General features: G+C 69.6%; 20 protein-coding genes. 9 read left to right on the top strand and 11 right to left on the bottom strand.

Going from position 1 to position 21,746, the window contains the following annotated elements; translation table 11 throughout:
• Positions 1-106: 106 nt before the first annotated feature.
• Entirely contained in the window at positions 107-679 is a 573-nt protein-coding gene (locus BZB76_RS03275) for a hypothetical protein (protein ID WP_121432781.1), read from the top strand.
• A gap of 28 nt (positions 680-707) precedes the next feature.
• Here the strand turns inward: BZB76_RS03275 and BZB76_RS03270 are convergent, their stop codons facing one another.
• Positions 708-1,142 (bottom strand): hypothetical protein, encoded by a 435-nt coding sequence (locus BZB76_RS03270; protein ID WP_121432780.1) that lies wholly within the window; start codon positions 1,140-1,142, stop codon positions 708-710.
• An 87-nt stretch (positions 1,143-1,229) separates the two neighbouring features.
• On the opposite strand from BZB76_RS03270, the gene BZB76_RS03265 reads away from it, so the two are divergent.
• Positions 1,230-2,054 carry a helix-turn-helix domain-containing protein gene (locus tag BZB76_RS03265; RefSeq protein ID WP_121432779.1) on the top strand — a complete coding sequence of 275 codons (825 nt, stop codon included), beginning with the start codon at positions 1,230-1,232 and terminating at the stop codon, positions 2,052-2,054.
• Between the two features lie 407 nt (positions 2,055-2,461).
• The gene (locus BZB76_RS03260; RefSeq protein ID WP_170180495.1) at positions 2,462-3,514 is read left to right on the top strand and encodes a S1 family peptidase; all 1,053 of its coding nucleotides are present in this window, start codon (positions 2,462-2,464) and stop codon (positions 3,512-3,514) included.
• A gap of 55 nt (positions 3,515-3,569) precedes the next feature.
• On the opposite strand, the gene BZB76_RS03255 is transcribed toward BZB76_RS03260, so the two are convergent.
• Complete coding sequence (locus tag BZB76_RS03255; protein WP_121432777.1) at positions 3,570-4,064, bottom strand: winged helix-turn-helix transcriptional regulator; 495 nt, start codon at positions 4,062-4,064, stop codon at positions 3,570-3,572.
• A 92-nt stretch (positions 4,065-4,156) separates the two neighbouring features.
• Between BZB76_RS03255 and BZB76_RS03250 the strand changes: the two genes are divergently transcribed.
• The 4 genes from BZB76_RS03250 (at position 4,157) to BZB76_RS03235 (ending at position 9,402) form a co-directional block, all read left to right on the top strand.
• Positions 4,157-5,620 carry an MFS transporter gene (locus BZB76_RS03250; protein WP_121432776.1) on the top strand — a complete coding sequence of 488 codons (1,464 nt, stop codon included), beginning with the start codon at positions 4,157-4,159 and terminating at the stop codon, positions 5,618-5,620.
• A 101-nt stretch (positions 5,621-5,721) separates the two neighbouring features.
• On the top strand, positions 5,722-6,996 hold the full coding sequence (locus BZB76_RS03245) for an aspartate kinase (RefSeq protein ID WP_117397480.1): 1,275 nt from the start codon (positions 5,722-5,724) through the stop codon (positions 6,994-6,996).
• Positions 6,997-7,623: 627 nt separating this feature from the next.
• Positions 7,624-8,688 (top strand): aspartate-semialdehyde dehydrogenase, encoded by a 1,065-nt coding sequence (locus tag BZB76_RS03240; RefSeq protein ID WP_121432775.1) that lies wholly within the window; start codon positions 7,624-7,626, stop codon positions 8,686-8,688.
• 45 nt (positions 8,689-8,733) lie between these two features.
• Positions 8,734-9,402: a TetR/AcrR family transcriptional regulator gene (locus BZB76_RS03235; RefSeq protein ID WP_121432774.1), complete on the top strand. Its 669-nt coding sequence runs from the start codon at positions 8,734-8,736 to the stop codon at positions 9,400-9,402.
• Positions 9,403-9,636: 234 nt separating this feature from the next.
• Here the strand turns inward: BZB76_RS03235 and BZB76_RS03230 are convergent, their stop codons facing one another.
• From BZB76_RS03230 to BZB76_RS03210, 5 genes are all read right to left on the bottom strand, one after another.
• Positions 9,637-10,110: a hypothetical protein gene (locus tag BZB76_RS03230; RefSeq protein ID WP_211342802.1), complete on the bottom strand. Its 474-nt coding sequence runs from the start codon at positions 10,108-10,110 to the stop codon at positions 9,637-9,639.
• 510 nt (positions 10,111-10,620) lie between these two features.
• Positions 10,621-12,393 carry a S9 family peptidase gene (locus BZB76_RS03225; protein ID WP_121432773.1) on the bottom strand — a complete coding sequence of 591 codons (1,773 nt, stop codon included), beginning with the start codon at positions 12,391-12,393 and terminating at the stop codon, positions 10,621-10,623.
• Positions 12,394-12,848: 455 nt separating this feature from the next.
• A complete protein-coding gene (locus tag BZB76_RS03220; RefSeq protein ID WP_211342801.1) occupies positions 12,849-13,121 on the bottom strand; it encodes a hypothetical protein in 273 nt (90 codons plus the stop codon).
• 300 nt (positions 13,122-13,421) lie between these two features.
• Positions 13,422-15,080: a catalase gene (locus tag BZB76_RS03215; RefSeq protein ID WP_121432772.1), complete on the bottom strand. Its 1,659-nt coding sequence runs from the start codon at positions 15,078-15,080 to the stop codon at positions 13,422-13,424.
• Between the two features lie 115 nt (positions 15,081-15,195).
• Positions 15,196-17,139, bottom strand: a complete 1,944-nt coding sequence (locus BZB76_RS03210; RefSeq protein WP_121433415.1) for an AfsR/SARP family transcriptional regulator — start codon at positions 17,137-17,139, stop codon at positions 15,196-15,198.
• A 78-nt stretch (positions 17,140-17,217) separates the two neighbouring features.
• Here BZB76_RS03210 and BZB76_RS03205 point away from each other — a divergent pair, with 78 nt between their 5' ends.
• A complete protein-coding gene (locus BZB76_RS03205; RefSeq protein WP_211342866.1) occupies positions 17,218-18,084 on the top strand; it encodes an alpha/beta fold hydrolase in 867 nt (288 codons plus the stop codon).
• A gap of 5 nt (positions 18,085-18,089) precedes the next feature.
• Here the strand turns inward: BZB76_RS03205 and BZB76_RS36270 are convergent, their stop codons facing one another.
• Complete coding sequence (locus BZB76_RS36270; RefSeq protein WP_281273832.1) at positions 18,090-18,215, bottom strand: hypothetical protein; 126 nt, start codon at positions 18,213-18,215, stop codon at positions 18,090-18,092.
• Between the two features lie 352 nt (positions 18,216-18,567).
• Between BZB76_RS36270 and BZB76_RS03200 the strand changes: the two genes are divergently transcribed.
• Complete coding sequence (locus BZB76_RS03200; protein ID WP_211342865.1) at positions 18,568-19,374, top strand: SAM-dependent methyltransferase; 807 nt, start codon at positions 18,568-18,570, stop codon at positions 19,372-19,374.
• 558 nt (positions 19,375-19,932) lie between these two features.
• Here BZB76_RS03200 and BZB76_RS03190 read toward each other — a convergent pair.
• The 3 genes from BZB76_RS03190 to BZB76_RS03180 form a co-directional block, all read right to left on the bottom strand.
• On the bottom strand, positions 19,933-20,757 hold the full coding sequence (locus BZB76_RS03190; RefSeq protein ID WP_121432768.1) for a maleylpyruvate isomerase family mycothiol-dependent enzyme: 825 nt from the start codon (positions 20,755-20,757) through the stop codon (positions 19,933-19,935).
• Positions 20,754-21,299, bottom strand: coding sequence for an RNA polymerase sigma factor (locus tag BZB76_RS03185; RefSeq protein WP_121432767.1), 546 nt, complete (start codon positions 21,297-21,299; stop codon positions 20,754-20,756). The genes BZB76_RS03190 and BZB76_RS03185 overlap by 4 nt, the downstream gene beginning before the upstream one ends.
• A 103-nt stretch (positions 21,300-21,402) precedes the next feature.
• Positions 21,403-21,720, bottom strand: a complete 318-nt coding sequence (locus BZB76_RS03180) for an ArsR/SmtB family transcription factor (RefSeq protein WP_121432766.1) — start codon at positions 21,718-21,720, stop codon at positions 21,403-21,405.
• Positions 21,721-21,746 lie beyond the last annotated feature (26 nt).

The following is a 21,746-nucleotide window of genomic DNA, read 5'->3' as shown; positions in this document are numbered from 1 at the left end:
CCGGGGTTCGCTCGTTCCGCCGCCTCCCGACCCGATGTGCAAGGGTTTGATCATCAGTGGTCGGTTCCTCCCCGGTTCAAGGCGGGGGCGTCCTTCGGAGGATCAGATGAGGCTGAAGACGTGGTCGGCCCTCCTCACCGGCGCGGCGCTCGTCACCGCGGTGACGGTGTGGCATGAGTCTTGGCGGGTGTGGCCGCCCTTACCGGAGGTCGACCAACGGGTCTCCGCCGCGGCACTGCCGGTGATCGACCGGTATCTGGAGTCCGGTGGCGCGGTCGTGTGGCCGAGTTCCATGCCCGCGCGGATGGGGCCGCGCTGGTTCTGCGCGGAGGTTCCGATCGAGACGGAGCGGCGCGGTTCCCAGGTGCGCGTGTCGCTCGAAGTCGATTGCGGTGACTACGCCCGTGTGGGTGGGGGCCTGGTGAATCATGCGGGGACGCGCACCCACGTCCTGGCGACGTTGGATCACAGCGGTGCCGTGCCCGTCGTCCGGGACGTGGCGGAGCCGGACGACGGCGCGTTTTGGCGTCCCTCCATGAAACGCCTCTTCTCCGAGCGTGCCCTCGCCGAATTCGACCGGCGCGAGCGTCAAGGCAGATATGTGGAAGAACCGGACTCTGAAGCGGCCCGAGCGTTCGGGCTTCCTCCCGGTACCAAGGCACGTCGGTACGAGATGTAGGTCGGGGCTCCAGAGTTCCGGTCCTTGATCAGGTCGCGTTGATGTACTGGTGGTCGCTGCGGATGCGGCCCTCGTCGTCCAGGGCGAGGACGTCGAGGCCGCCCCCGACGACCTCGCGGGCGCCGGTGGTGAGCATCGCCCAGCGGAACGCGATCACATGGGGCAGCAGGACGGACGGCTCGCTCGCGGCCTCGAAGAAATGCTCACCCGACGCGAGGAACATCGTGTAGGCATGGGCCACCCGGACGTCCAACGCCTCATGGCCACGGACCTCAAGCGGCGGTACGGGGAACGCGAGCGCCGTGGCGGCCTCACGCATCGCCTGCGGCGGGTCGACGAGCACATGCACCCCGTCCGGCGCCCAAAGCTCACGGATGATCTTGCTCCGGACCGTCGGATCGGGCTCGTTCCACTGCGCGACGTAACGTTCGACCAACTGCTTCGCTTCAACTGAAGGGCTCATGCGCAGCAGTGTCGGACCCGCCCCTGCGACGGCGCGATTCCCTACAGGGAATCGGCGGCGCAGCGAACGTCCAGTATGAAGGGAGCCATGACGGTGCTGGTGGAACCGGGCCGGTTCGGCAGCGAGCTACGGCGCTGGCGGACCCGGCGCCGCGTCAGTCAGCTCGACCTGGCGATCAGGGCCGACACGACCCAGCGTCATCTCAGCTTCCTCGAACGAGGACGGTCACGTCCCGGACGCGCCATGGTGGTGCGCCTCGCCGAGGCCCTCGGCCTGTCGTTGCGGGAACGGAACGAACTGCTGCTCGCAGGTGGTTACGCGCCGATCTACGCCGAGTCGGGGCTGGACGCCCCCGAACTGGGCCCGGTGCGGGAGGCACTGGACCGCATCCTCGACGGGCACCTGCCGTATCCGGCGGTCGTCGTCCGCCCGTACGGGGAACTGGTCGCCGCGAACGAGGCGTTCGACGTCCTCACCGAGGGCGCCGCGCCCGCGCTGCTGGAACCGCCGGTCAACGTGCTGCGCCTCGCCCTGCACCCGGACGGGATGGCGCGCAGGGTCGTGAACCTCACCGAGTGGGGGCGGCACATCACCGGCAGCCTCCGCGACCGGGCCCGGCGCAGCCCCGACCCTCGCCTGGACGAGTTCATCGCCGAACTGGACGCCTACGTGCCCGAGGTGGAGCCGTCCGCCGACCATCTCGGGTTCGCCGTGCCGCTGCGCCTGCGGGCCGCGACCGGGGCCGGGGCCGCGACCGGTGCCGGGGCCGGGGCCGGGGAAGGCGAACTGCGACTCATCACGACGCTGACGTCGTTCGCGACCGCCGTGGACGTGACGCTGGCAGAGCTGCGTCTGGAGGCGTTCCTGCCCGCCGACGAGAAGACGGCGACGTTCCTCACGCAGCGGGCCTGACCCGGATCCTGCGCCGGCGGGTATCGCCTCGCGAAATGCCCTCAGGAGCCCGGCCGCCGCTTCCGTCAAAGTCACACCGCGCCAGACCGTTCACCCGAGTGACGGTTGAGGCCACCGTGAATTGCACGGAAGGTGCCCGGCAACGCCGATCCTGAATGCGGGAAGGCAACAGATCGCGAGTCGAAACGGCTGTGTACCGACCTGGTCGGCGTTTTCTCTACCCACCAAAGAAGATCATTTAAATTCAGGGAAGGATGAAATTTCATTACCTGCTGATATCTGGTCGTTTTCGCGCTGTCGGCGTACGTTTGCTCCCATCACGAAGCCTTATACCACCGGGCTCGTGACCCCCGCCAACTCCCAGAGATGCCGCCGACAAGGTGGTCGGCGGCGAAAGGTGGACCAGAGTGAATCGTCCATCGCACCTTGCCAAGGTGCTCCCGCTGATCGGTGCCGCGGCGCTGGTCACGCTCCCCCTGTTCGGAACCGTTCCCGCATCGGCCGAGACCCGGCCCGCCGCCACCGTCCGGCTCGCGCACCTCCCACTCGCCCGGCTGGCCGACCGGCTGACCGGACGGCTCGGCTCCCAACACGCGGGTTCGTTCGTCGACGGCAACGGCACCCTGGTCGTCAACGTGACGAGCGCGGCCGTCGCCCACCAGGTCAGAGCCGCCGGAGCGACGCCACGGATCGTCCAACACGGCATCACGCCGCTGACGGACGCCAAGAGACGACTCGACCGCCTCGCCGGAAGCGCGGGCACCATCGGCCTGTCCTGGGGCATCGACGTCGCCTCCAACGCCGTCGTCGTCAGCGTGCCGGAGGACGACGTCGCCGACGCGACCGACGCGTTCGTCAAGCGGGCCCGCGCCCTCGGACCCGCCGTCCGGATCAAGCACGTCCCCGCGGCGCCGCGCCTGCACCTCGGCCCCGGCGACGCGATCCACACCGGTTCGTCGCGCTGCTCGGTGGCGGCGATCGGGGTGGGTGGCGGGACGGAGTACGTCGTCACCGCCGGGCACTGCACCAACATCGGCGCCGAGTGGCGGACCGGGGACGGGCAGCTCGTCGGTACCAGGCAGGCCAGCAGCTTCCCCGGAAACGACTACGGCACGATCCGCAGCGCCGGCCAGGTGCCGCTGGACAACGCCCAGCTCACGCAGGTGGGACGTCCACCGGCCGGTACCCAGATCCAGAAGAAGGGCTCCACCACCGGCACCACCTCGGGAAGGCTCGTCGGCTACGGCCGGACGGTGAACTACAGGGAGGGCACGGTCACCGACATGATCGAGACCACCGCCTGCACGCAACCCGGAGACAGCGGCGGATCACTGCAGAGCGGCACCACCGCCATCGGCATCGTGTCCGGAGGAACCTCGGGATCCTGCCGGGCCAACTACCAGTCGTTCTTCCAGCCGCTGGACGAGGCGTTGCAGTCCCAGGGGCTCACCCTGAAGTGACCGCGCGCGGGGCACCCGGCCCACCGGGTGCCCTCGCCGCCGCCACAACGCGGGTTCAGCGGCGGGTCATGAGGACATCGCGGGCCACGGCAGCGCGCTCGGCGGCCTCCTCTTCGGCCGCCTTGCGTTCCGCCTCGACGCGAACGTCGTAGGCGGCGCGCGCGGCGGCGATCGCGTTCTGGTGCTCCTCGGTCCAGGTGACCAGCGAGCGGATCGTCTCGTGGAGGGTGGAACCCATGGGCGTCAGGGCGTAGTCGACGCGCGGCGGGACGGTCGGATGCACGGTCCGGCTGACAAGGCCGTCCCGCTCCAGATGCCGGAGCGTTCTGGCGAGCATCCGCTGACTGATGCCGTCGATCAGGCGGCGCAGCTCGGTGAACCGGAGCGACTGCTTGTCCAGGAGTGAGATGACGAGCAGCGACCACTTGTCCGCTATGCGGTCGAGGATCTGCCGGACCTCGCAGTCGTTACGGGTGTCCCACTGGAGGACGTCGTCGTCGACGACGGTATACCCGCAGTCACCAGGGGGCGTGAAAGTTCCGTCTTCCATGGAATCTGATGGTGTCCCAGGATGTGGCCGGTAACAAGAGGGAACCGGCCTCCCCTTCGGGAACCGGGCTCTCCTGCGAGAGGAGCCTGCTCATGTCCACATCCCCGGCCCGGACAGGCGGACGCGCCTGGGCGTCGCTGTTCGTGCTGTGCGGCGCGGTCTTCCTGGAAGGCATCGACGTGGCGATGCTCAACATCGCACTCCCGTCGATCCGGACGGACCTGGGGCTGTCGACCGGAATGCTCAGCGGCGTCATCAGCGCCTACGTGCTCGGCTACGGCGGGTTCATGCTGCTCGGCGGGCGCGCCGCCGACCTGCTGGGCCGCCGCCGCGTCTTCCTCTTCTGGCTGGTGGTGTTCCTCGTGTTCTCCGGACTCGGCGGATTCGCCACGGAGGGCTGGATGCTGCTGCTCGCCCGTTTCGTCACCGGTGTCGCGTCGGCGTTCATGATGCCCGCCGGGCTCGCGCTGATCACCGCCACGTTCCCGGCCGGTCCGGCGCGCACCAGGGCACTCGGCTTCTACGCGGGAACGGGCGCGGGCGGTTTCACGCTCGGTCTCGTCGCCGGCGGGCTGCTGACCTCGATCGGCTGGCGCTGGGTGTTCTTCGCCCCCGTCATCGTCGCGGCGCTGCTCCTGGCCGCCGCCATCCCGCTGATCAAGGAACCGGAGAGCGCGGACGAACCCGGCCCCGCGACGAGCGGCGGTTTCGACCTCGTGGGCGCGTTCACCGTCACCGGTGCGATGCTGCTGCTCGCATACGGGGTCGTCCGGCTGGAGCGGCCCGGCCACGGGGTCGCGCTCACCGCGTCCGCCCTCCTCGGCGGACTACTGCTGCTCGCCGTGTTCGTCGCGGTCGAGCGCCGGGCCGCGAACCCGCTGCTGCGTTTCGGCATCCTCCGGTCGGCGCCGCTCGTGCGGACGAACCTCAGCGCGGCGCTGTTCCTCGGCGCGTTCGCGGGCTTCCAGTTCCTCATGACGATCTACCTCCAGGAACTCCGCGGCTGGACGACCTGGCAGACCGGCCTCGCCATGCTCGTCCTCGGCATCGACACCGTCCTCGCGCCCACGCTCACCCCGCGCCTGGTGGAGCGCTTCGGCAACCTCCGCGTCCTGTTCGGCGGGCTCGCCCTCGCGGCCGTGGGCTACGGGCTGTTCCTTCCGCTCGGCCTCGACTGGGCGTACACCACCATGCTTCCGATCATGGTGGTGCTGGGGATGGCGTTCACCTTCGCCTACGGGCCGTTGACGATGGCCGCCACGGACGGCGTCGCCGAGCGCGAACACGGCCTGGCCGGGGGCCTGTTCTACACCGCGATCCAGTTCGGTACCGCGCTCGGCCTCTCCACGGCCACCGCCGTCCAGGTCGCCGCGCTCGGCGGTGACGGCTCCCCGGCCGCGGGCCTCGACGCCATCAGGACCGCGCTGATCGTCCCGTTCGCGGCGGCCGCACTGGCTGCGCTGATCACCGCGTTCGGGTTGCGCGCCCGTGCCGCGCGTCCGGTGGAGACCGTCCGCGACCCCGTCGTACCCGCCGAACCCGTCGATGTCGGCTGAGCGCCGTCCGACCCCGGCCGTTACCTGCGCGTAACGCACGGGCGGCGGCTCGGTAGACTCGACGTCCGGAACGCCTGACCCCGATCCGAGGAGCGCCACTCGTGGCCCTAGTCGTGCAGAAGTACGGTGGCTCCTCCGTCGCCGACGCCGACGGCGTCAAGCGGGTCGCCCAGCGCATCGTCGCGACGAAGAAGGCGGGCAACGACGTGGTCGTCGTGGTGTCCGCCATGGGTGACACGACGGATGATCTCATCGATATGGCCAAGCAGGTCAGCCCGCTGCCACCGGCCCGTGAGCTGGACATGCTGCTCACGGCCGGCGAGCGGATCTCGATGGCCCTGCTGGCCATGGCCATCGCGAACCTGGGCCATGAGGCCCGCTCGTTCACCGGCTCCCAGGCCGGCGTGATCACCGACGGTTCGCATGGCAAAGCCAAGATCATCGACGTGACGCCGGGACGGATCCGCACCGCGCTGGACGAGGGCTCGATCTGCATCGTGGCCGGATTCCAGGGCGTCTCGCAGGGCACCAAGGACATCACCACCCTCGGCCGCGGCGGCTCCGACACCACGGCGGTCGCGCTGGCCGCCGCCCTGGACGCCGACGTCTGCGAGATCTACTCCGATGTCGACGGGGTCTTCACCGCCGACCCGCGCATCGTCGGCGCCGCCCGCAAGATCCCGAAGATCTCCTACGAGGAGATGCTGGAGATGGCGGCGAGCGGCGCGAAGATCCTGCATCTGCGCTGCGTGGAGTACGCGCGCCGGTACAACATCCCGATCCATGTGCGGTCCTCCTTCAGCCAGAAGGAGGGCACATGGGTCGTCGACAGCAGCGAGATCGAAGGACAGGACATGGAGCAGGCGATCATTTCCGGTGTCGCGCACGACCGGAGCGAAGCCAAGATCACCGTGGTGGGGGTGCCGGACAAGCCCGGTGAGGCCGCCGCGATCTTCGGGGTGCTGTCCGACGCCGAGATCAATATCGACATGATCGTGCAGAACGTCTCGGCCGCGTCCACCGGACGCACCGACATCTCGTTCACGCTGCCGTCCACCGACGGGCAGAGCGCGCTGACCGCCCTGAACAAGCTGAAGGAGCGGATCGGCTTCGAGTCCCTGCGCTACGACGACCGGATCGGCAAGGTCTCGCTGATCGGCGCCGGAATGCGCTCGCACCCCGGCGTCACCGCCACCCTGTTCGGCGCGATCGCCGACGCCGGCGTCAACATCGAGATGATCTCCACCTCGGAGATCCGGATCTCGGTCGTGGTCGCGCAGGACGACATCGACACCGCCGTCGCCGCCGCGCACCGCGCATTCGACCTCGACGCCGAACAGGTCGAGGCCGTCGTCTACGGAGGCACCGGCCGCTGATTTTTAGCAGGCCAGGCCCACTGTGTTTATTGCAGGACCGGCCCACTTCGCTCGCCTTGTGGCTCGCTACGTGACCTGTCCTGAGGCGAACGCGACATCGCTTCGCGATCCGCCCGGCTTCGCTCGCCTCCGGCGTCGCTGCGCCGGGCGGGTCACGCGTTCGCGCGCGGGGCTGAGGCTGCATTTATTGCAGGACCGGCCCACTTCGCTCGCCTTGTGGCTCGCTACGTGACCTGTCCTGAGGCGAACGCGACATCGCTTCGCGATCCGCCCGGCTGCGCTCGCCTTCGGCGTCGCTGCGCCGGGCGGGTCACGCGTTCGCGCGCGGGCTGAGGCTGTGTTTATTGCAGGCCAGGCCCACTGCGCTCGCCTGGCGGTTTGCTGTGTGGCCGGGCCTGGGGCGAACGCGGCATCGTTTCGCGATGCGCCTGGGTTCGCTTGGCTTCGGCGTTGCTGCGCCGGGGCCACTTCTTGACAGACCTCGGCCGGGCGCCCTGGATCTGCGGCAGCCGCGTTCGTGTGCGGGTGCGCGTCACGTGACGCAGCCGTACGTCCTGGACGGTGGCAGCATCCCGTGTCCGGGAACCGGGCGTGGACGACGGTAGTTCTGAGGATGTGAGTGCGACGATGGACTCGGCTTCCGGGCTGCCCACCCTCGCGGTCGTCGGCGCGACGGGCGCGGTCGGCGCGGTGATGCTCGACCTGCTGTCGACACGGCGCGACATGTACGGGGAGATCAGACTCGTCGGCTCCGAACGGTCCGCCGGACGGACCCTCCGCGTGCGCGGCCGGTCGGTCGAGGCCGTGCCGCTCACCCCGGACGTCTTCGACGGCGTCGACATCGCGGCCTTCACCGTCCCCGCGCCCGTGGCCGCCGACTGGGCACCGGTCGCGGCGGCCCGCGGCGCGGTGGTGGTCGACGGCTCGCCCGCGTTCCGATCCGGCCCGGGTGTGCCGCTCGTCGTTCCGGAGGTGAACCCCGAGCGGGTGCGGGAACGTCCGCGCGGCATCGTCGCGGGCCCCGGCTGCACGACCCTGTCGATGATCGTCGCGCTGGGTGCGCTGCACCGCCGGTACGGGTTGCGGGAACTGGTCGCCGCGACCTACCAGGCGGCGTCGTCGGCGGGCCGGAGCGGCACCGAAACGCTGTACGCGCAGCTGGAGAAGGTCGGCGGCGACCGCGCCCTCGGCAACCGCGCGGGCGACATCCGCGGCGTGGTCGGCGAACTCGGACCGTTCCCGGCGCCGCTCGCCATGAACGTCGTCCCCTGGACGGGAACGCCCGCACCGGGCGGCTGGACGTCGGACGAGATCGCCGTCCGGAACGAGACCCGCAAGGTACTCGGGCTGCCGAACCTGAAGGTGTCGGCGACGTGCGTCCGCGTCCCGGTGGTGACGGCTCATTCGGTGGCCGTCCACGCCGTGTTCGAGGAACGCACCGACCAGCGTGAGGCGCAGGAGATCCTCGCCCGGTCCCCGGGCGTGGTGCTGTGCGACAACCCGGAGACCTACGAGTTCCCGACACCGTCCGACGTCGTCGGCACCGACCCGACATGGGCGGGCCGCGTCCGCCGCTCCATCGACGACCCGCGGGCCCTCGACCTTTTTCTCTGCGGCGACAACCTCCGCAAGGGCGCCGCCCTCAACATCGCCCAGATCGCCGAACTCGTCGCCGCCGAACGGACCGGGTGACGGCGGGGACGCAGGTGGCGCGACGCGGGTCGTAGGGTGGCAGGCGTGACCGAGACGAAGGCCGTGAAGTCGGAGCAGACACGGTCCCTGATCGTCGAGACGGCGCTGCGGCTGTTCAGGGAGCGCGGATACGAGGCCACGACGATGCGCGCGATCGCCAAGGAGGCGGGCGTCTCGGTCGGCAACGCCTACTACTACTTCGGTTCCAAGGAAGAACTGATCCAGGCCTACTACGACGAGCTGCAGGACGAACACGTCGCCGCCTGCCGTGCCGTCCTGGACGCGGAGACCGCTTTCGCGCCCCGGCTGCTCGGAGTCCTGAAGGCCCGGGTCGACACGATGGTCCCGTACCACGAGTTCGCGGGAAAATTCTTCAAGTTCGCCGCCGAGCCGACCAGCCCCCTCAACCCGTTCAGCGCCGAGTCCGGCCCGGCCCGCGAGTCGGCGGTCGCGATCTACCGCGAGGTCGTGAACGGCTCCGATCTGAAGATCGACAAAGAGTTCCGTGAGGAACTGCCGGAACTGCTGTGGATCTACTCGATGGGCATCGTCCTGTACTGGGTACACGACAGCTCCCCAGGCTGCCGCAAGACCTACCTGCTGGTGGAACGGACGGTCCCACTGGTCAACCGCATGGTGTCGATGTCGCGACTGCCGGGCTTCAAGTCGGTCACCCGCGAACTGGTCGGCATCATCCGCGAGGTCCGCGCCTGACCCGCCCCTCGAGAAACTTAGCGACCCTTCCCACGAACGAACCGAACACCGCCGGGCGACCGGCAGACCGCACACCATCACGCCACGCCCTGGCGGCCGGGTACCGCCTGACCGCCCGGTCGACGCACGTGCCCACGCGATGTCGAGCTCTTAGCCGTTCCAGTGGCTACGGAGGCGCCGGTGTTGGTGGAGCTGGTCGGCAGTATCCGCAGGGTGCGCGTACGAGTGGGATCTTCAGGGGAAGGCGATGTCCCAGTGGTTCTTTTCGCGGGCGAAGAGGGTGCCGTCGGGTGAACGGTAGAGCCGTGCGCCGTCGCGCCGTACCCCGGCGGACGGGTGACGCGTGACCGCCCGGTCTACGCATGCGCTTCGGGCGATGTCGAGTTTGTAGCCGTTCCAGTGGCTGCGCGGGCCACTTGCGTGCCCTCGCTCGGTGCCGCCGGTCACGGTGATCTCGCAGCCGCTCGACGCGGCGAAGCGGATCAGGCCCTGGACCGTCCCCCATCGGATCGTCTCGAACGACGTGCATTTCGCGATCTTTCGGTCGGAGCAGCCTCCACTCGACCGCCAGCCGATGCCGTTGGCCCGCAGTACCTCCTCCACGAGCCGGTGCTCCAGCCGCGCCGACGCGGGCCGGTTGGAGAGCGCCTCCAACGCTTCGCCGATGCCCGCCTCCACCCCCGGCGGCGTCGCGGCGTGGCCGGGCACCTCGCCCTCGGAACGGGGTGGAGCGACGACCGGTTCACGCTCCGGGACGGGTGGGCCAGACGAAGGGGGTGGAGTCGCGACGGTTCGTTCGCCGGGGACGAAGGGGCGCGCGGGTGATTCAGTGGCGGCTGCGGGGACCGGTGCGACGCCGGGTTCGCGCTCCGAGGCGGACGAACGTGTCGGAGTCGCGATGGTGCGTTCGCCGGGGACGGGTGGCGGCTCGGCGGCGGTCGCGGGAGGCGGTGCGACGACGAGGGCCGCGATGATCAGGGAGAGTGTCGTCGACGTGGCCGTCTGGCGAAAGAGCGGGCCGGGTGCAGTGACGGTCTTGGGTGGCCGGAAGCGCGATGGCCGGGGTGTGCGCCGGGCGCGGGTCGGATATGGCCGTGACATGTGATCCCCCCGATCGGTGATTTCCGGTAACCGGGGGGTGGCCGGTGGGAGCGATGCCCGAGCTTTGATCTTGTAAACGCGGGGGACGGACGGGCCTCCGTCCGTCCCCCCGAAAGATCAGGACATGCCCAGATGTTTGCGGGCGAAGTCCATTTCAGCGGCCATTTGTGTGATGCGTTCCTCCACGACAAGGGAGCCGTGCCCGGCGTCGTACCGGTACACCTCGTGCGGACGGTCCAGCTCGGCGAGGCGGCCCAGGTAGTTGTCGATCTGCCGGATGGGGCAGCGCGGGTCGTTCTCCCCGGCCAGGATGAGCACCGGCGCCTTCACCTGGGACACATACGTGATCGGGGAAGATTCGCGGTACCTGTCCGGAACCTCGTCGGGTGAGCCGCCGAACAGCGAGCGGTCGAACGCCTGGAGTCCTTCCATCTCGTCCTCATATGCGGCGACATAGTCGGCGACCGGGACGGCGGCGATCGCGACGCTCCAGTCGTCCGGCTGCGTTCCGATACCGAGGAGGGCGAGGTACCCGCCCCATGAGCCGCCGGTCAGGACGAGCCGCGACGGGTCCGCGAGGCCGCTGGCCACCGCCCAGTCGCGGACGGCCTTGATGTCCTCCAGTTCGGTGAGCCCGACCCGTCCCTCGATGGCGTCGCGCCACGCCGACCCGTATCCCGTGGAGCCCCGGTAGTTGACGCGGACGACCGCGAACCCGTGGTCCACCCACGCGGCGGCGGACGGGACGAACGAGTCGTCGTCCTGCGCGGTCGGTCCGCCGTGGACGTCGAACACGGTCGGGTAGGGGCGGTCGCCGTCCGGTTTGCTGACCAGCGCGTGGATGCGTCCGGCGGGGCCGTCCACCCACACGTCCTCGACCGGCACGGACGGCGGCGCGACCGGACCGGGTGGCGTGAGGACCACCGAACCGGACGTCGAACGGATCACCGGCGGTTCGGCGGCCGACGACCAGGAGAACTCGACCGTCCCGTCCGGCCGGACGGAGGCTCCGCCGATCACCCCGCGCGGGGTGTCGACCCTGGTCAGGGTCTCCTCGGCGAGGTCGTACCGGTACAGCTCGTCGCGGGCCTCATGCGAGTGGGAGATGAGCAGCGCCGTCCCGTCCGGATACCAGCCCGCGCCGATCTCCCCGGGCAGATCGAGGACGATCTCCCGCTCGGTACCGGAGACCGGGTCCCAGATCAGCATCTCGTCCCGGCCACGCCGTTCATGGTTGACGAGAAGCCGTGAATCGCCGTCAACCGGGGCGAACCCGGCTCCGTAGACGCCCTTGCCGGGGCCGTCCCACAGGTCCGCGACCGTGGATCCGTCGGGACGCAGCACGCGCAACGCCATGTGACGGCTGTCGCCGTGCTCGCTGTGCCCGACCGCAATCAGGGACTCGTCCTGCGACAACGCCGCGACATGCGCGTCCTCCGCATGGTGGTAGAGCACCTCCGGCGGCGCACCGGCGCGGCACAGATGGATCGTGTTCCCGGCGTCAGTGGTCCGTCCGATGACGGCGAAACCATCACGGCCCAGACAAAGCCCGGACGGGTACGACGGCTCCAACCCTGGAACGGCCGGCACGCTCTCCGTTCCTTCATCCGCGTCGAACGGCACCCGGTTCCACACACCGAACTCGTTGCCGTCCGTGTCGGCGAACCACCACACCCACTCACCGGACGGGTCGATCTTTCCCATCCACGTCCCGTTGGGCCGATCCGTCACCTGACGCTGCGCGCCGGTGTCACGGTCCCACGTGTAGATCTCCCACGTCCCCGTGATGTTCGACTGGTAGATGCTGCGGCTCGGGGCGTCACGCGCCCATCGGGGCAGGCTCATCCGGGCGGCCCGGAAACGCGCCTTCCAACGCTCGTCGTCGACCATGCCGTCCAGTATCGCGCCCGGACGCCGCCACGTTTTCAGCCCGCTGGAAGACGGCCCGGGGCTCGCGCGAGGCCCGCCTCCACAGTGAGCCGAATTCCGGCCCACGATCTCTCGGCCGTTTCACCGTGGGCCTGGCCGCCGACGCGCGCAGCGAACATCCCGGCCGGGTCGTCCATGCCAAGCCGGACGTCCCGTCCGGCCGACAGCGCGGCCAAGACAGCGGCGACACCACTAAGTGGCCTCCGCCCTCCCACCCCGAAGCGGCAGGAAATCCACCCGGAGTGTGTGTGTTAGGTGGCGCCTCGGGTGGTGTTCGTTCTTCGTTGTCGGCGCGGGCGCTTTCTGTTCGTGGGCGGGGACGGGTCGGTGGTGATCAGGTCGCGGAGTGTGCGCGGGATGATGTCCTCGGGCCGGTCGGTGAACGGTGAAAGCATCAGATGGGCTCCCTGTGGTGGTCAGGCGGCGGAGGTGAGGTCGCGGTAGGCCGCGGAGACGGTGGACAGCGCCCAGCGCATCCGAAGGGTGTAGGTCTCCGGGTGGTCGCCCGCTTCCTGGGCGACCAGGGCGACGCAGGCGGTGCTGTCGCCGCCGCAGGCGCCGATGCGGTCGTCGATGGCCTTGCGGACCTGCTCGGCGGAGGGGTGATCGGACTCCTGGAGGCCGCAGCAGAACAGCACTTCGGCCAGGTCGGAGGTGTTCAGCGAGGTGGGGGGTGGCGTGTGTGACATCGTCTGCCTTCTTCCTGCGGAGGGGGCCTCGTCCCCCTGCTGCTGAATACGACTCTGCCGGTTCGGCAAACTCATCGCCATAGGGGAAAACCCTCATCCGTGGTGGAGTAATCCCCCGGGAGACCCGTAGTCGGGGTGTTCGTACTTGTCTCAGTGTAGCAGAACGGAATGCTTTGTTCCACAAAGTGTGGAGGCTCTGACCTGCGGGGTTGTCGGTCGGGCGTGATGGTGGGTGACCCTGAGCCGACCCTGAGCGCACTGACCGGCCGTGCGGTCGGGCAGTGCGCTCACCGGCGTCGTCTAGCGGTGCTGGACGGCCCGTTCGTTCGGGACGCAGTGCGTCATCTTCAGGCCGTCGACGTCACGCGGGCCGTTCTTGCCGAGGTTGCGCAGCCGTTCCCTGTCCTCGTCGGTGAGGTCCTGGCCGGGCAGCGGTTCAAGGTGTTCGATGTCCTCCGGGGCGATGCCGAGTCCCTTGCCGACGCGCAGGCCGAGATCGTCCTCGACGAGGAGGAAGTGCCACACCATCCGCTCCTGGACGGGACGAGCACACTGGGAGATCAGCTCGACGAAGTTGTGGACGAGATCGTCCCGCTCCCAGTCCTCCAACAGCAGGTAGCGCTGACCGGCCTGCTTGTAGTCGTTCGTCCGCTGGATGCGCATGCGTGTCAGGCGTCCCCGGATCTCCGGGCCCTGCTCGTCGTGCGTCGGATACTGGCCTTCCCGCAGGCCGCCGGTGATGGACGGCTCGTAGTTCACGTGCGGGTTGTCACCGGCGTTGTCCACGTAGTAGGTCATCTGTCCGTCGCGCTGGTTCGTGCGCACCTGCGTGCTCTTGGCCTGGTTGACGGGCAGTTGCAGGTAGTTCGGGCCCACGCGGTGCCGCTGCGTGTCGCTGTAGGAGAACGTCCGTCCGACGAGCATCTTGTCGTCGGAGAAGTCGAGACCGTCCACGAGGACGCCGGTGCCGAACGAGATCTGCTCGTTCTCGGCGAAGTTGTCCTCGACATTGCGGTCGAGGACGAGGCGGCCCACCGGTTGCGCGGGGAACTCGTTCTCCGGCCAGACCTTGGTGTCGTCGAGCGGGTCGAAGTCCAGTTCCGGGTGTTCGTGGTCGTCCATCATCTGGACGAGCAGTTCCCATTCCGGGAAGTCGCCGCGGTTGATGGCGTCGTGCAGGTCCCGGGTGGCGTGCCCGAGGTCGTGGGCCTGTATCGCCGCCGCGTCCTCCTCCGTCATGCTCCGCACGCCCTGCTTGGGCATCCAGTGGTATTTGACGAGCTTCGTGTCACCGGCCTCGTTCACCCACTTGTAGGTGTTCACGCCGAACCCCTGCATGTGCCGGTAGTCGGCCGGGATTCCGCGCGGACTGAAGAGGTTCACGAGCATGTGCATCGACTCCGGTGTCTGCGACATGAAGTCGAAGATGCGCGCCGGTTCCTGGCGGAATGTGACCGGGTCCGGTTTGAGGGCGTGGATGACGTCGGGGAACTTGATGGCGTCGCGGATGAAGAAGACGGCCAGGTTGTTGCCGACGAGGTCCCAGTTGCCGTCCTCGGTGTAGAACTTGATGGCGAACCCGCGCGGGTCCCGGGCCGTCTCGGCCGAGTCGCGTCCGCCGATGACCGTGGAGAACCGCAGCGCCACCGGCGTGCGCTTCCCCTGCTCCTGGAACAGTTTCGCCCGCGTGTACCTGCTGACGGGTTCGTCGCCCCATTTTCCGTACGCCTCGAAGAACCCGTACGAGGTCACGCCTCTCGCGTGGACGACCCGCTCCGGAATCCGCTCCCGGTCGAAGTGGCTGATCTTCTCCAGGAACTGGTAGTTCTCGAGGGTCGCGGGGCCACGGGAGCCCACCGTCCGCTGGTTCTGGTTGTCATAGACGGGATGACCCTGTCGGTTGGTCAGTACCGGACGGTCGTCCCCCGGCTCCGGTCCCCTGCTCGAAACGTCCGTCACGACGCTCTCCTCTCGCTGCTTCTGTGCCGCCCTACCCGAGAGGGGAGCGCCCCAACGTCCGAAGTTGGTAAACCCGCCCAAATCCGACACGCCGGGACGCAGAAGCCGATTCGCCCTACCCCTTGGCGAGGTCGTGTACGTAGCCGGAAACGGGGCCCAGGGTGAGGAGCCCGCTGCCCGCACCGGCCAGTTCCGCCACCGCGGGCGCCAGTTCGTCGTGGGCGCGTGCCATCGTCTCGCGGTCGCCGACGGCCATGGCGGCCCGCGCGGTGAGGCACCACATGGCTTCGAAGAGCAGGTCACGGGGTGGTTCCGGAGTTGCCCGCAGCGCCGCCGCAGCTTCGTTCGTCCGGCCCTTCGCCAGGAGGACCAACGGACGGGCCCACGGCTCGTAAGGGCCCCACCGGGTGTCGTCGCCGACCTGTGCGGGCCGTCCCTCCCGCACGCGCAGGGCCAGCGTCGCGAGCGCGGGCAGCCCGTCGGTGAGGCCGGGCATTCCGGAGCCGTCCAATCGCGCGATCGCCCGGTTGTAGGCGGTTTCGACCTCGTCGGCCGTCGTTTCGTCGGACGCGGCCAGCCGCAACGCCCGGTACCAGTCGGTGAAGACCCCCACCAACGGCCGTTCGTGCCGTTCGGCCAGCCGGTCCGCCGCGGCGGCATGGTGGTCGGCCGCCGCGAAGTCTCCTAGCGCGCTCAGCGCCTGCAGACGGACGAGATGACCGAGAACCTCGAACGCGACCAGGCCATGCCGGACGGACAACTCGACCAGCTCGGCCCCGATCTCGTCCCGCCGTGGGGCCAGCCCCGCCCGATGGAACGTCTGCATGAACAGGCCGTTGAGCGCGAACGCCAGCAACGCGGGATCGTCCAGGCGACGCGCGATCCGCTCCGCCTCCAGCGCCGCCGCCCGCGCCCGTCCGGTGCCTGACCCGCGTGACTCCAGTGCGATCGTCGCCAACAAGCGTGCCCGGACGCCCTCGTGCTCGCCGGGGAGGGCGGTCAGGGTGCGCTCGGCCGCCGCGACGATCTCGGCCGCCTGGCGCGGATCGTCCGAGCGGGTCCAGATCGCCGGAACGTCGAAGGAGCCGATCACCCGGGCGGTCAGTTCCGCGTCGCCGAGTTCCTCGGCCGCCGTGATCGCCGCCATGCGCTGGTCACGTGCCGCCTCCAGGCCGCCGCCCCCGGTCACCGCGAGGTTGCGCAGCAGGCCGACCGTCGACTCCAGCCGGTCCCGCGCCCCGGACGCGACCGTCCGGTCGTAGGCGGCTGCCGCCCGTGCCCACACCCGCGCCGTCGCGTCGCCGCCCAGATCCAAATGGTCGGCTTGGCGAAGGATGTCCTGTTCCAGCCGCCGGAGCGCCGGACCGGGGTCGATGCCGAGCCGGTCGACCAGCAGCGTCCGCGCCCGGCGCAGCACGTCGAGCGCGTCCGCCTGGCGTCCCGTGCGGTACAGCCCGAGCGCCAGGAGACCCCACGCGTCCTCCCGCCAGGGGTGTTCGGCGAGGTGCGCGTCCAGGTCGGGTACCGCGTCGGCGGCGCGGCCCGTTTCCAGCATGGCCTCGGCCCGCCGCTCGACGGCCCGCAGCCGCAGCTCCGTCAGACGCGAACGTTCCGCCCGCGCCCAGCCGTCGTCGGCGAACTCGGCGAACGCGGGCCCGCGCCACCAGCCGAGCGCCTCGTCCAGGCTCGTGACCAGGTCTCTTGCCGGACGGTCCGCGCCGACCGCCCGTTCGAAGCGCCACGCGTCCACCTCGTCCGGCCCGGCCCGCAGCGCGTAACCCGGCCCCTCGGTGACCAGCGTCCGGGACGGCGACCTCGGTGGACGATCAGGTTCCAGCGCCCGGCGCAGCGCCGCCACGAACGTGCGGACCGTCCCGACGGCGTCCGCCGGAGGATCGATCCACAGGTCGTCGACCAGCCGCGTCACCGGGACGACCCGACCACGGGCGACGATCAGCCGCGTCAGCACGGCCCGATGCTTCGGCCCCCTCAACGCGATCACGTCGCCGGAGCCGTCCCAGGCCGTCACCGGCCCCAGCACCCCGAACACGACCCCCACACCGGCCACGCTATAGCGCGCTCATCGGATGCTCATCCACACCCGTCAACCTGGGGACATCCCACGAGAAAGGACAGAATCGTGCCGACCATCCCCGGTTTCGAGCAGTACCGTGTCCCCGTCGCCGACGGGGTCTCCCTCCACGTCGCCGTGGGGGGCTCCGGCCCTCCGATCGTCCTGCTGCACGGCTTCCCGCAGACGCACCTGATGTGGCGTCACGTCGCCGCCGACCTCGCGTCCGACCACACCGTCATCTGCCCTGACCTGCGAGGTTACGGCGCCAGCGACAAGCCCGCCGAGGGCTATTCCAAACGCGCCATGGCCGCCGACATCGTCGCCCTGGCCCGCGCACTCGGCCATGAACGGTTCGCTCTGGCCGGTCATGACCGCGGCGCCCACGTCGCCTTCCGCGCCGGGCTCGACCACCCTTCGACGATCACGCATCTCGCGTGCCTCGATGTCCTGCCGACCCTCGACATGTGGGACGCGATGCACGGCGTCACCGCGGCGGTCGGCTTCCACCTCTACCTGATGGCCCAGCCGCCCGGCCTGCCCGAACGGTTGATCGGCGCCGCGCCCGACGCGTTCTTCGGGCATTTCCTCGACCTGTGGGCGAACGACCCGTCCGCGATCCCGCCCGACGTCCGCGCCGCCTACCTGGACGCCTGCCGCGACGCGGTCCCGTCGATCGTCGCCGACTATCGCGCGTCCGCCGGTATCGACATCGACCACGACCGGGCCGACCGGGACGCGGGCAACCGGCTCACCATGCCGGTGTCCGTCCTCCAGCAGGACTGGGGCGCGGCCCTGGGCTTCGACGCGGTCGCCCTGTGGCGCGCGTGGGCCGCTGACCTGCACCACAGCACCGTCACCTGCGGCCACTACATGGCCGAGGAGGCCCCGGCCGAGGTCACCAAGGCGCTGCGGACGCTGCTGACCCGCTGAGCCCGCTACCAGGGCGGTCCGCCCTGGGTGGCAGCCCATACCCACAGGTAGATGAGGAACCCGACCGTCACCAGCCCCAGCAGCAGCTCCCAGTTGAGCGGTACGCCGCCGCCCCCGCCTCTTCGGGCCATGCCACCTCGCCTCCGTCCGGCACTTCTCGTTCTTCCCCCCTTAGCCGGACGATCTCCACATAACCTAACTGGTCGGTCATGTTTCGGTCAGCCGTCACGGTGCGCGTTCGGGGGCGGCGGCACCGCACCACCTGAATGCCCCGCAAAGGGGCGGAACCAATGAAGGTCGACCAATCGCTTCCAGGGGGGCTAATTGCGCAATCCATAACATTACTGTCTGGGCGCATCACAAACCCGCAATCGGAGCCAACCGCTTTCCGTATTTCTGTGGCCGCCCTTGGCAGGGCCGTCTGCGCTGCTACGTTCGAGATGGCAGCGCAGGCGAGCGGAGGAGCGACGCGCCGTGACCGGCATCCCACCCGAGCTCGGCCGCACGCCCGAGATCGACACATCGGTGGCCCATACGGCGCGGATCTGGAACTACTGGCTCGGCGGCAAGGACTATTACGAAATCGACAGGCTGATCGGCGAGCAGATCAAGCGACTGCACCCCGGCATCATCGACTACGGTCGCGCCGATCGCGTATTTCTGGGACGTACCGTCCGCCATCTCGCCGAAAAGGTGGGCATTCGCCAATTCCTGGACATCGGCACCGGCCTCCCCACCCACGACAACACCCACGAGGTCGCCCAACGCGTGGACCCGACGTGCCGCGTCGTCTATGTCGACAACGATCCGCTCGTCCTCGTCCACGCCAACGCGCTGCTGACCAGCACCCCCGGCGGCGCCACCGCCTACCTGGACGCCGACCTGCGCGACCCCGACATGATCCTCGAACGGGCCGCCGACACACTCGATCTCGACGAACCGACCGCGCTCACCCTCCTCGGCGTGGTCATCTTCATCGAGGACGACGACGAGGCCCACCGCATCGTCCGTCACCTGATGGACGCGCTCCCCTCGGGCAGTCACCTCGTCCTGTCCCACACCATCACCAGCCCCACGATGCCGGACGTGGACGAGGCCGTCGCGTACTGGAACAAGTACGGCACCCCCAAACTGACCCAACGCACCCCGCAACAGATCGCCCGCTTCTTCGACGGCCTGGAACTCCTCACCCCGGGCCTCGTCTCCTGCTCAAGATGGCGCCCCGAAGCCACCCCCTGGGGCGACCCCGCGGAAGTGGCCATCTACGGCGCCGTAGCCCGCAAACCCTGATCCCCGTTCCATGGAGCGCCACGGCCGACCGCCGGGCGGGCTCATCCAGATGGCGGTGCGGCGCGAATTTCGGGTGAGACAGGCGCTCATCGTCGGTCGCCGTAGGCGACGTTTCCCGAAAGGGCGGAACCATGAAGATGCCACGTCGTTCCCACGTCAGCAGGGTGACCTCGGTCGGGCCGGCCGGTGCGATCGCCGCGGGGCCTCTCACTACGGCGCCGGCCTCGGCCGCATCGCCGTTACCGGCGGAGCGGCAGATCTCGCCCCTCGGGGTCCCGCCACCGAACTACACCCCGCCGGACATCAAGCAGACCGGAACGTCCGGGTTCGTCTCCATCACCTGCTGACCCGTCAGGGCGGCCCCGCACCCCGATCCACTCCCGTGACGTCCGGTCGACTGATGGAAAGGAGGCGAACCTAGCCCCTCAACGTTCAGCGCACAGCCCACACCGCCCGTTCGAGGACCCGCCACCAGCGGGGACATGTACCGCCTTCGGCTGGTGGCGGGTCCTCGACCCCCTATGCACAGCACCCCGCAGCGCCCGAAGTGCTCCCTTCCTACGGGCCGGCGAAGGCCGGTATCGACGCCAGGACATCGCGTGTGACGGCCCGATCTCCGCTAGTCTCCGCGCGCACGGTCTCGGGATCGCGGCGCCCTCCGGCCAGGAAGCAGAACTCGATGACGTCCATCCTCACCCGCACGGACGGTTCGACGTCTGCGGCGACCTTGCCCAACGGGACCGTCCACTCTCCGCCGCCCGGACCGTCCAGGATCAGGCGCAGCGTCCGGTCCGGGTGTTCCCGGCCCGTCAACACGAGCGCCATGGGCAGGATTCGCGCGCCGAAGTCCGCGAGCGGATGCACGTGTTCGGCGAGAGGCGGCGGTAGGGGACGGCCCGTCGACCGGCCGATGTCGGTCGTGTGGATCCACGTTTCGAAGGCGCGGGCGAAGAGATGGTCGCTGAGGCGCATTCCGTATCCGCCCATCTGGACCTGGCGGTCGGCGTCCGAGTCGCTCAGCATGTCGCACAGTTCGTCCGCCTGGCGGCGCCACACCCGGCGGGTGTCACGGAGCGGAAGGCGGCGCCCGACCATCTCCGCCGTCCGGGCCGGGACGTCCTCGGCCGACGACTCGACACCCGTGATGGCCTCCACCAGGAGCCCGTCGGTGGCGGTCAGGTGCGCGACCAGGTCCCGCGCGTCCCATTCGTCGACGGCGATCGTCGTCCAGTCGGCCTCCGGCAGGGCGGTGAGCAGCGCGTCGAGCATGGAGACCATCGCGGCGTACGGGCGGGCGAAGTCGGGCGCCGGACGGGCCGGGGCGCGCCTCGACAGCGCGGCGCGGAGCGTACGGGCACGCAGGTCCAGAGGAGGTTCGGTCATGATGCGCTGCCTTCCTCGGCCAGAGTGTCGGCGATGCGACGTAACCCGGAGCGGATGCGCGATTTCACGGTGCCCTCCGGTAAGCCCAGCTCGGCCGCCGCCTGCCGGTAGGTTCGTCCGTGGTAGTAGGCCAACTCGACCGCCTCCCGCAGCCGCTGCGGCAGCGCCGCCACCGCGCGCCGCACCCGCGCTCCCGTCTCCTCGGCGATGATCATGTCGAGGATGAGGGCGGACGGCTCGGAGTCGCCGACCGTGTCCAGCAGATGCCGCTGCCGTTCCTCCCTGCGCACCCAGTCGACGGATCGTCGATGCGCGAGCAGCGCGAGCCATGTGCGCAGGCTCCCGCGGTTCGGATCGAAGTCGTAGGGGCGTTCCCACAGGGACACGAACACGTCCTGCGTTATCTCCTCCGCGGCCTCCCGGCTCCGGGTCACCCGTAACGCCAACCCGTACACCAGCGGCGAACATCGGTCATAGGCGAGCCGCAGCGCGCCGTCGTCACCCGCCGCGAGCCGCTGCCGCAATCGGATGTCCCCGTCCATCGGAACCCTCTTCCCTGACCGGGCGACACAATCGCCCCCAGAATGAAGTTCGCCTCCTCCTGGCAACAGGATGAGAACTGGCCGACACCGGCCGCGCGACGAACTACCCCGGTTCATCGAGCAGTCGGTCGCCGAGGGGACTCGGGTCATACAGGACGCGCCGTCCATCCCGGGTTCGGGTGACCAAACCGGAAGCGAACAGGGCGCGCAGATACTGGGAGACAGCGCTCGGTGTCACCCTCGACCGGTGGGCCAGTTCCCCCGTTGCCAACGGCCCCTCCAGAAGACGGAGCAACCGCGCTTCGGGTTCGTCGGCGAGCGCGCCGAGCAGTATGGGCGCCGTGAGCCGATCGAGGCGTCCTTTCCGGGACGGGGAGCCGCACCCGGGACGGACGACGACGGGATGTTGGTCAGGGCGCATCGGATTCAACGCGTATGTCCGCTGTC

This window comes from Actinomadura pelletieri DSM 43383 (assembly GCF_003634705.1).
GTDB classification, from domain to species: Bacteria; Actinomycetota; Actinomycetes; order Streptosporangiales; family Streptosporangiaceae; genus Spirillospora; species Spirillospora pelletieri.
This window is presented reverse-complemented; position numbering and strand designations above follow the sequence as displayed.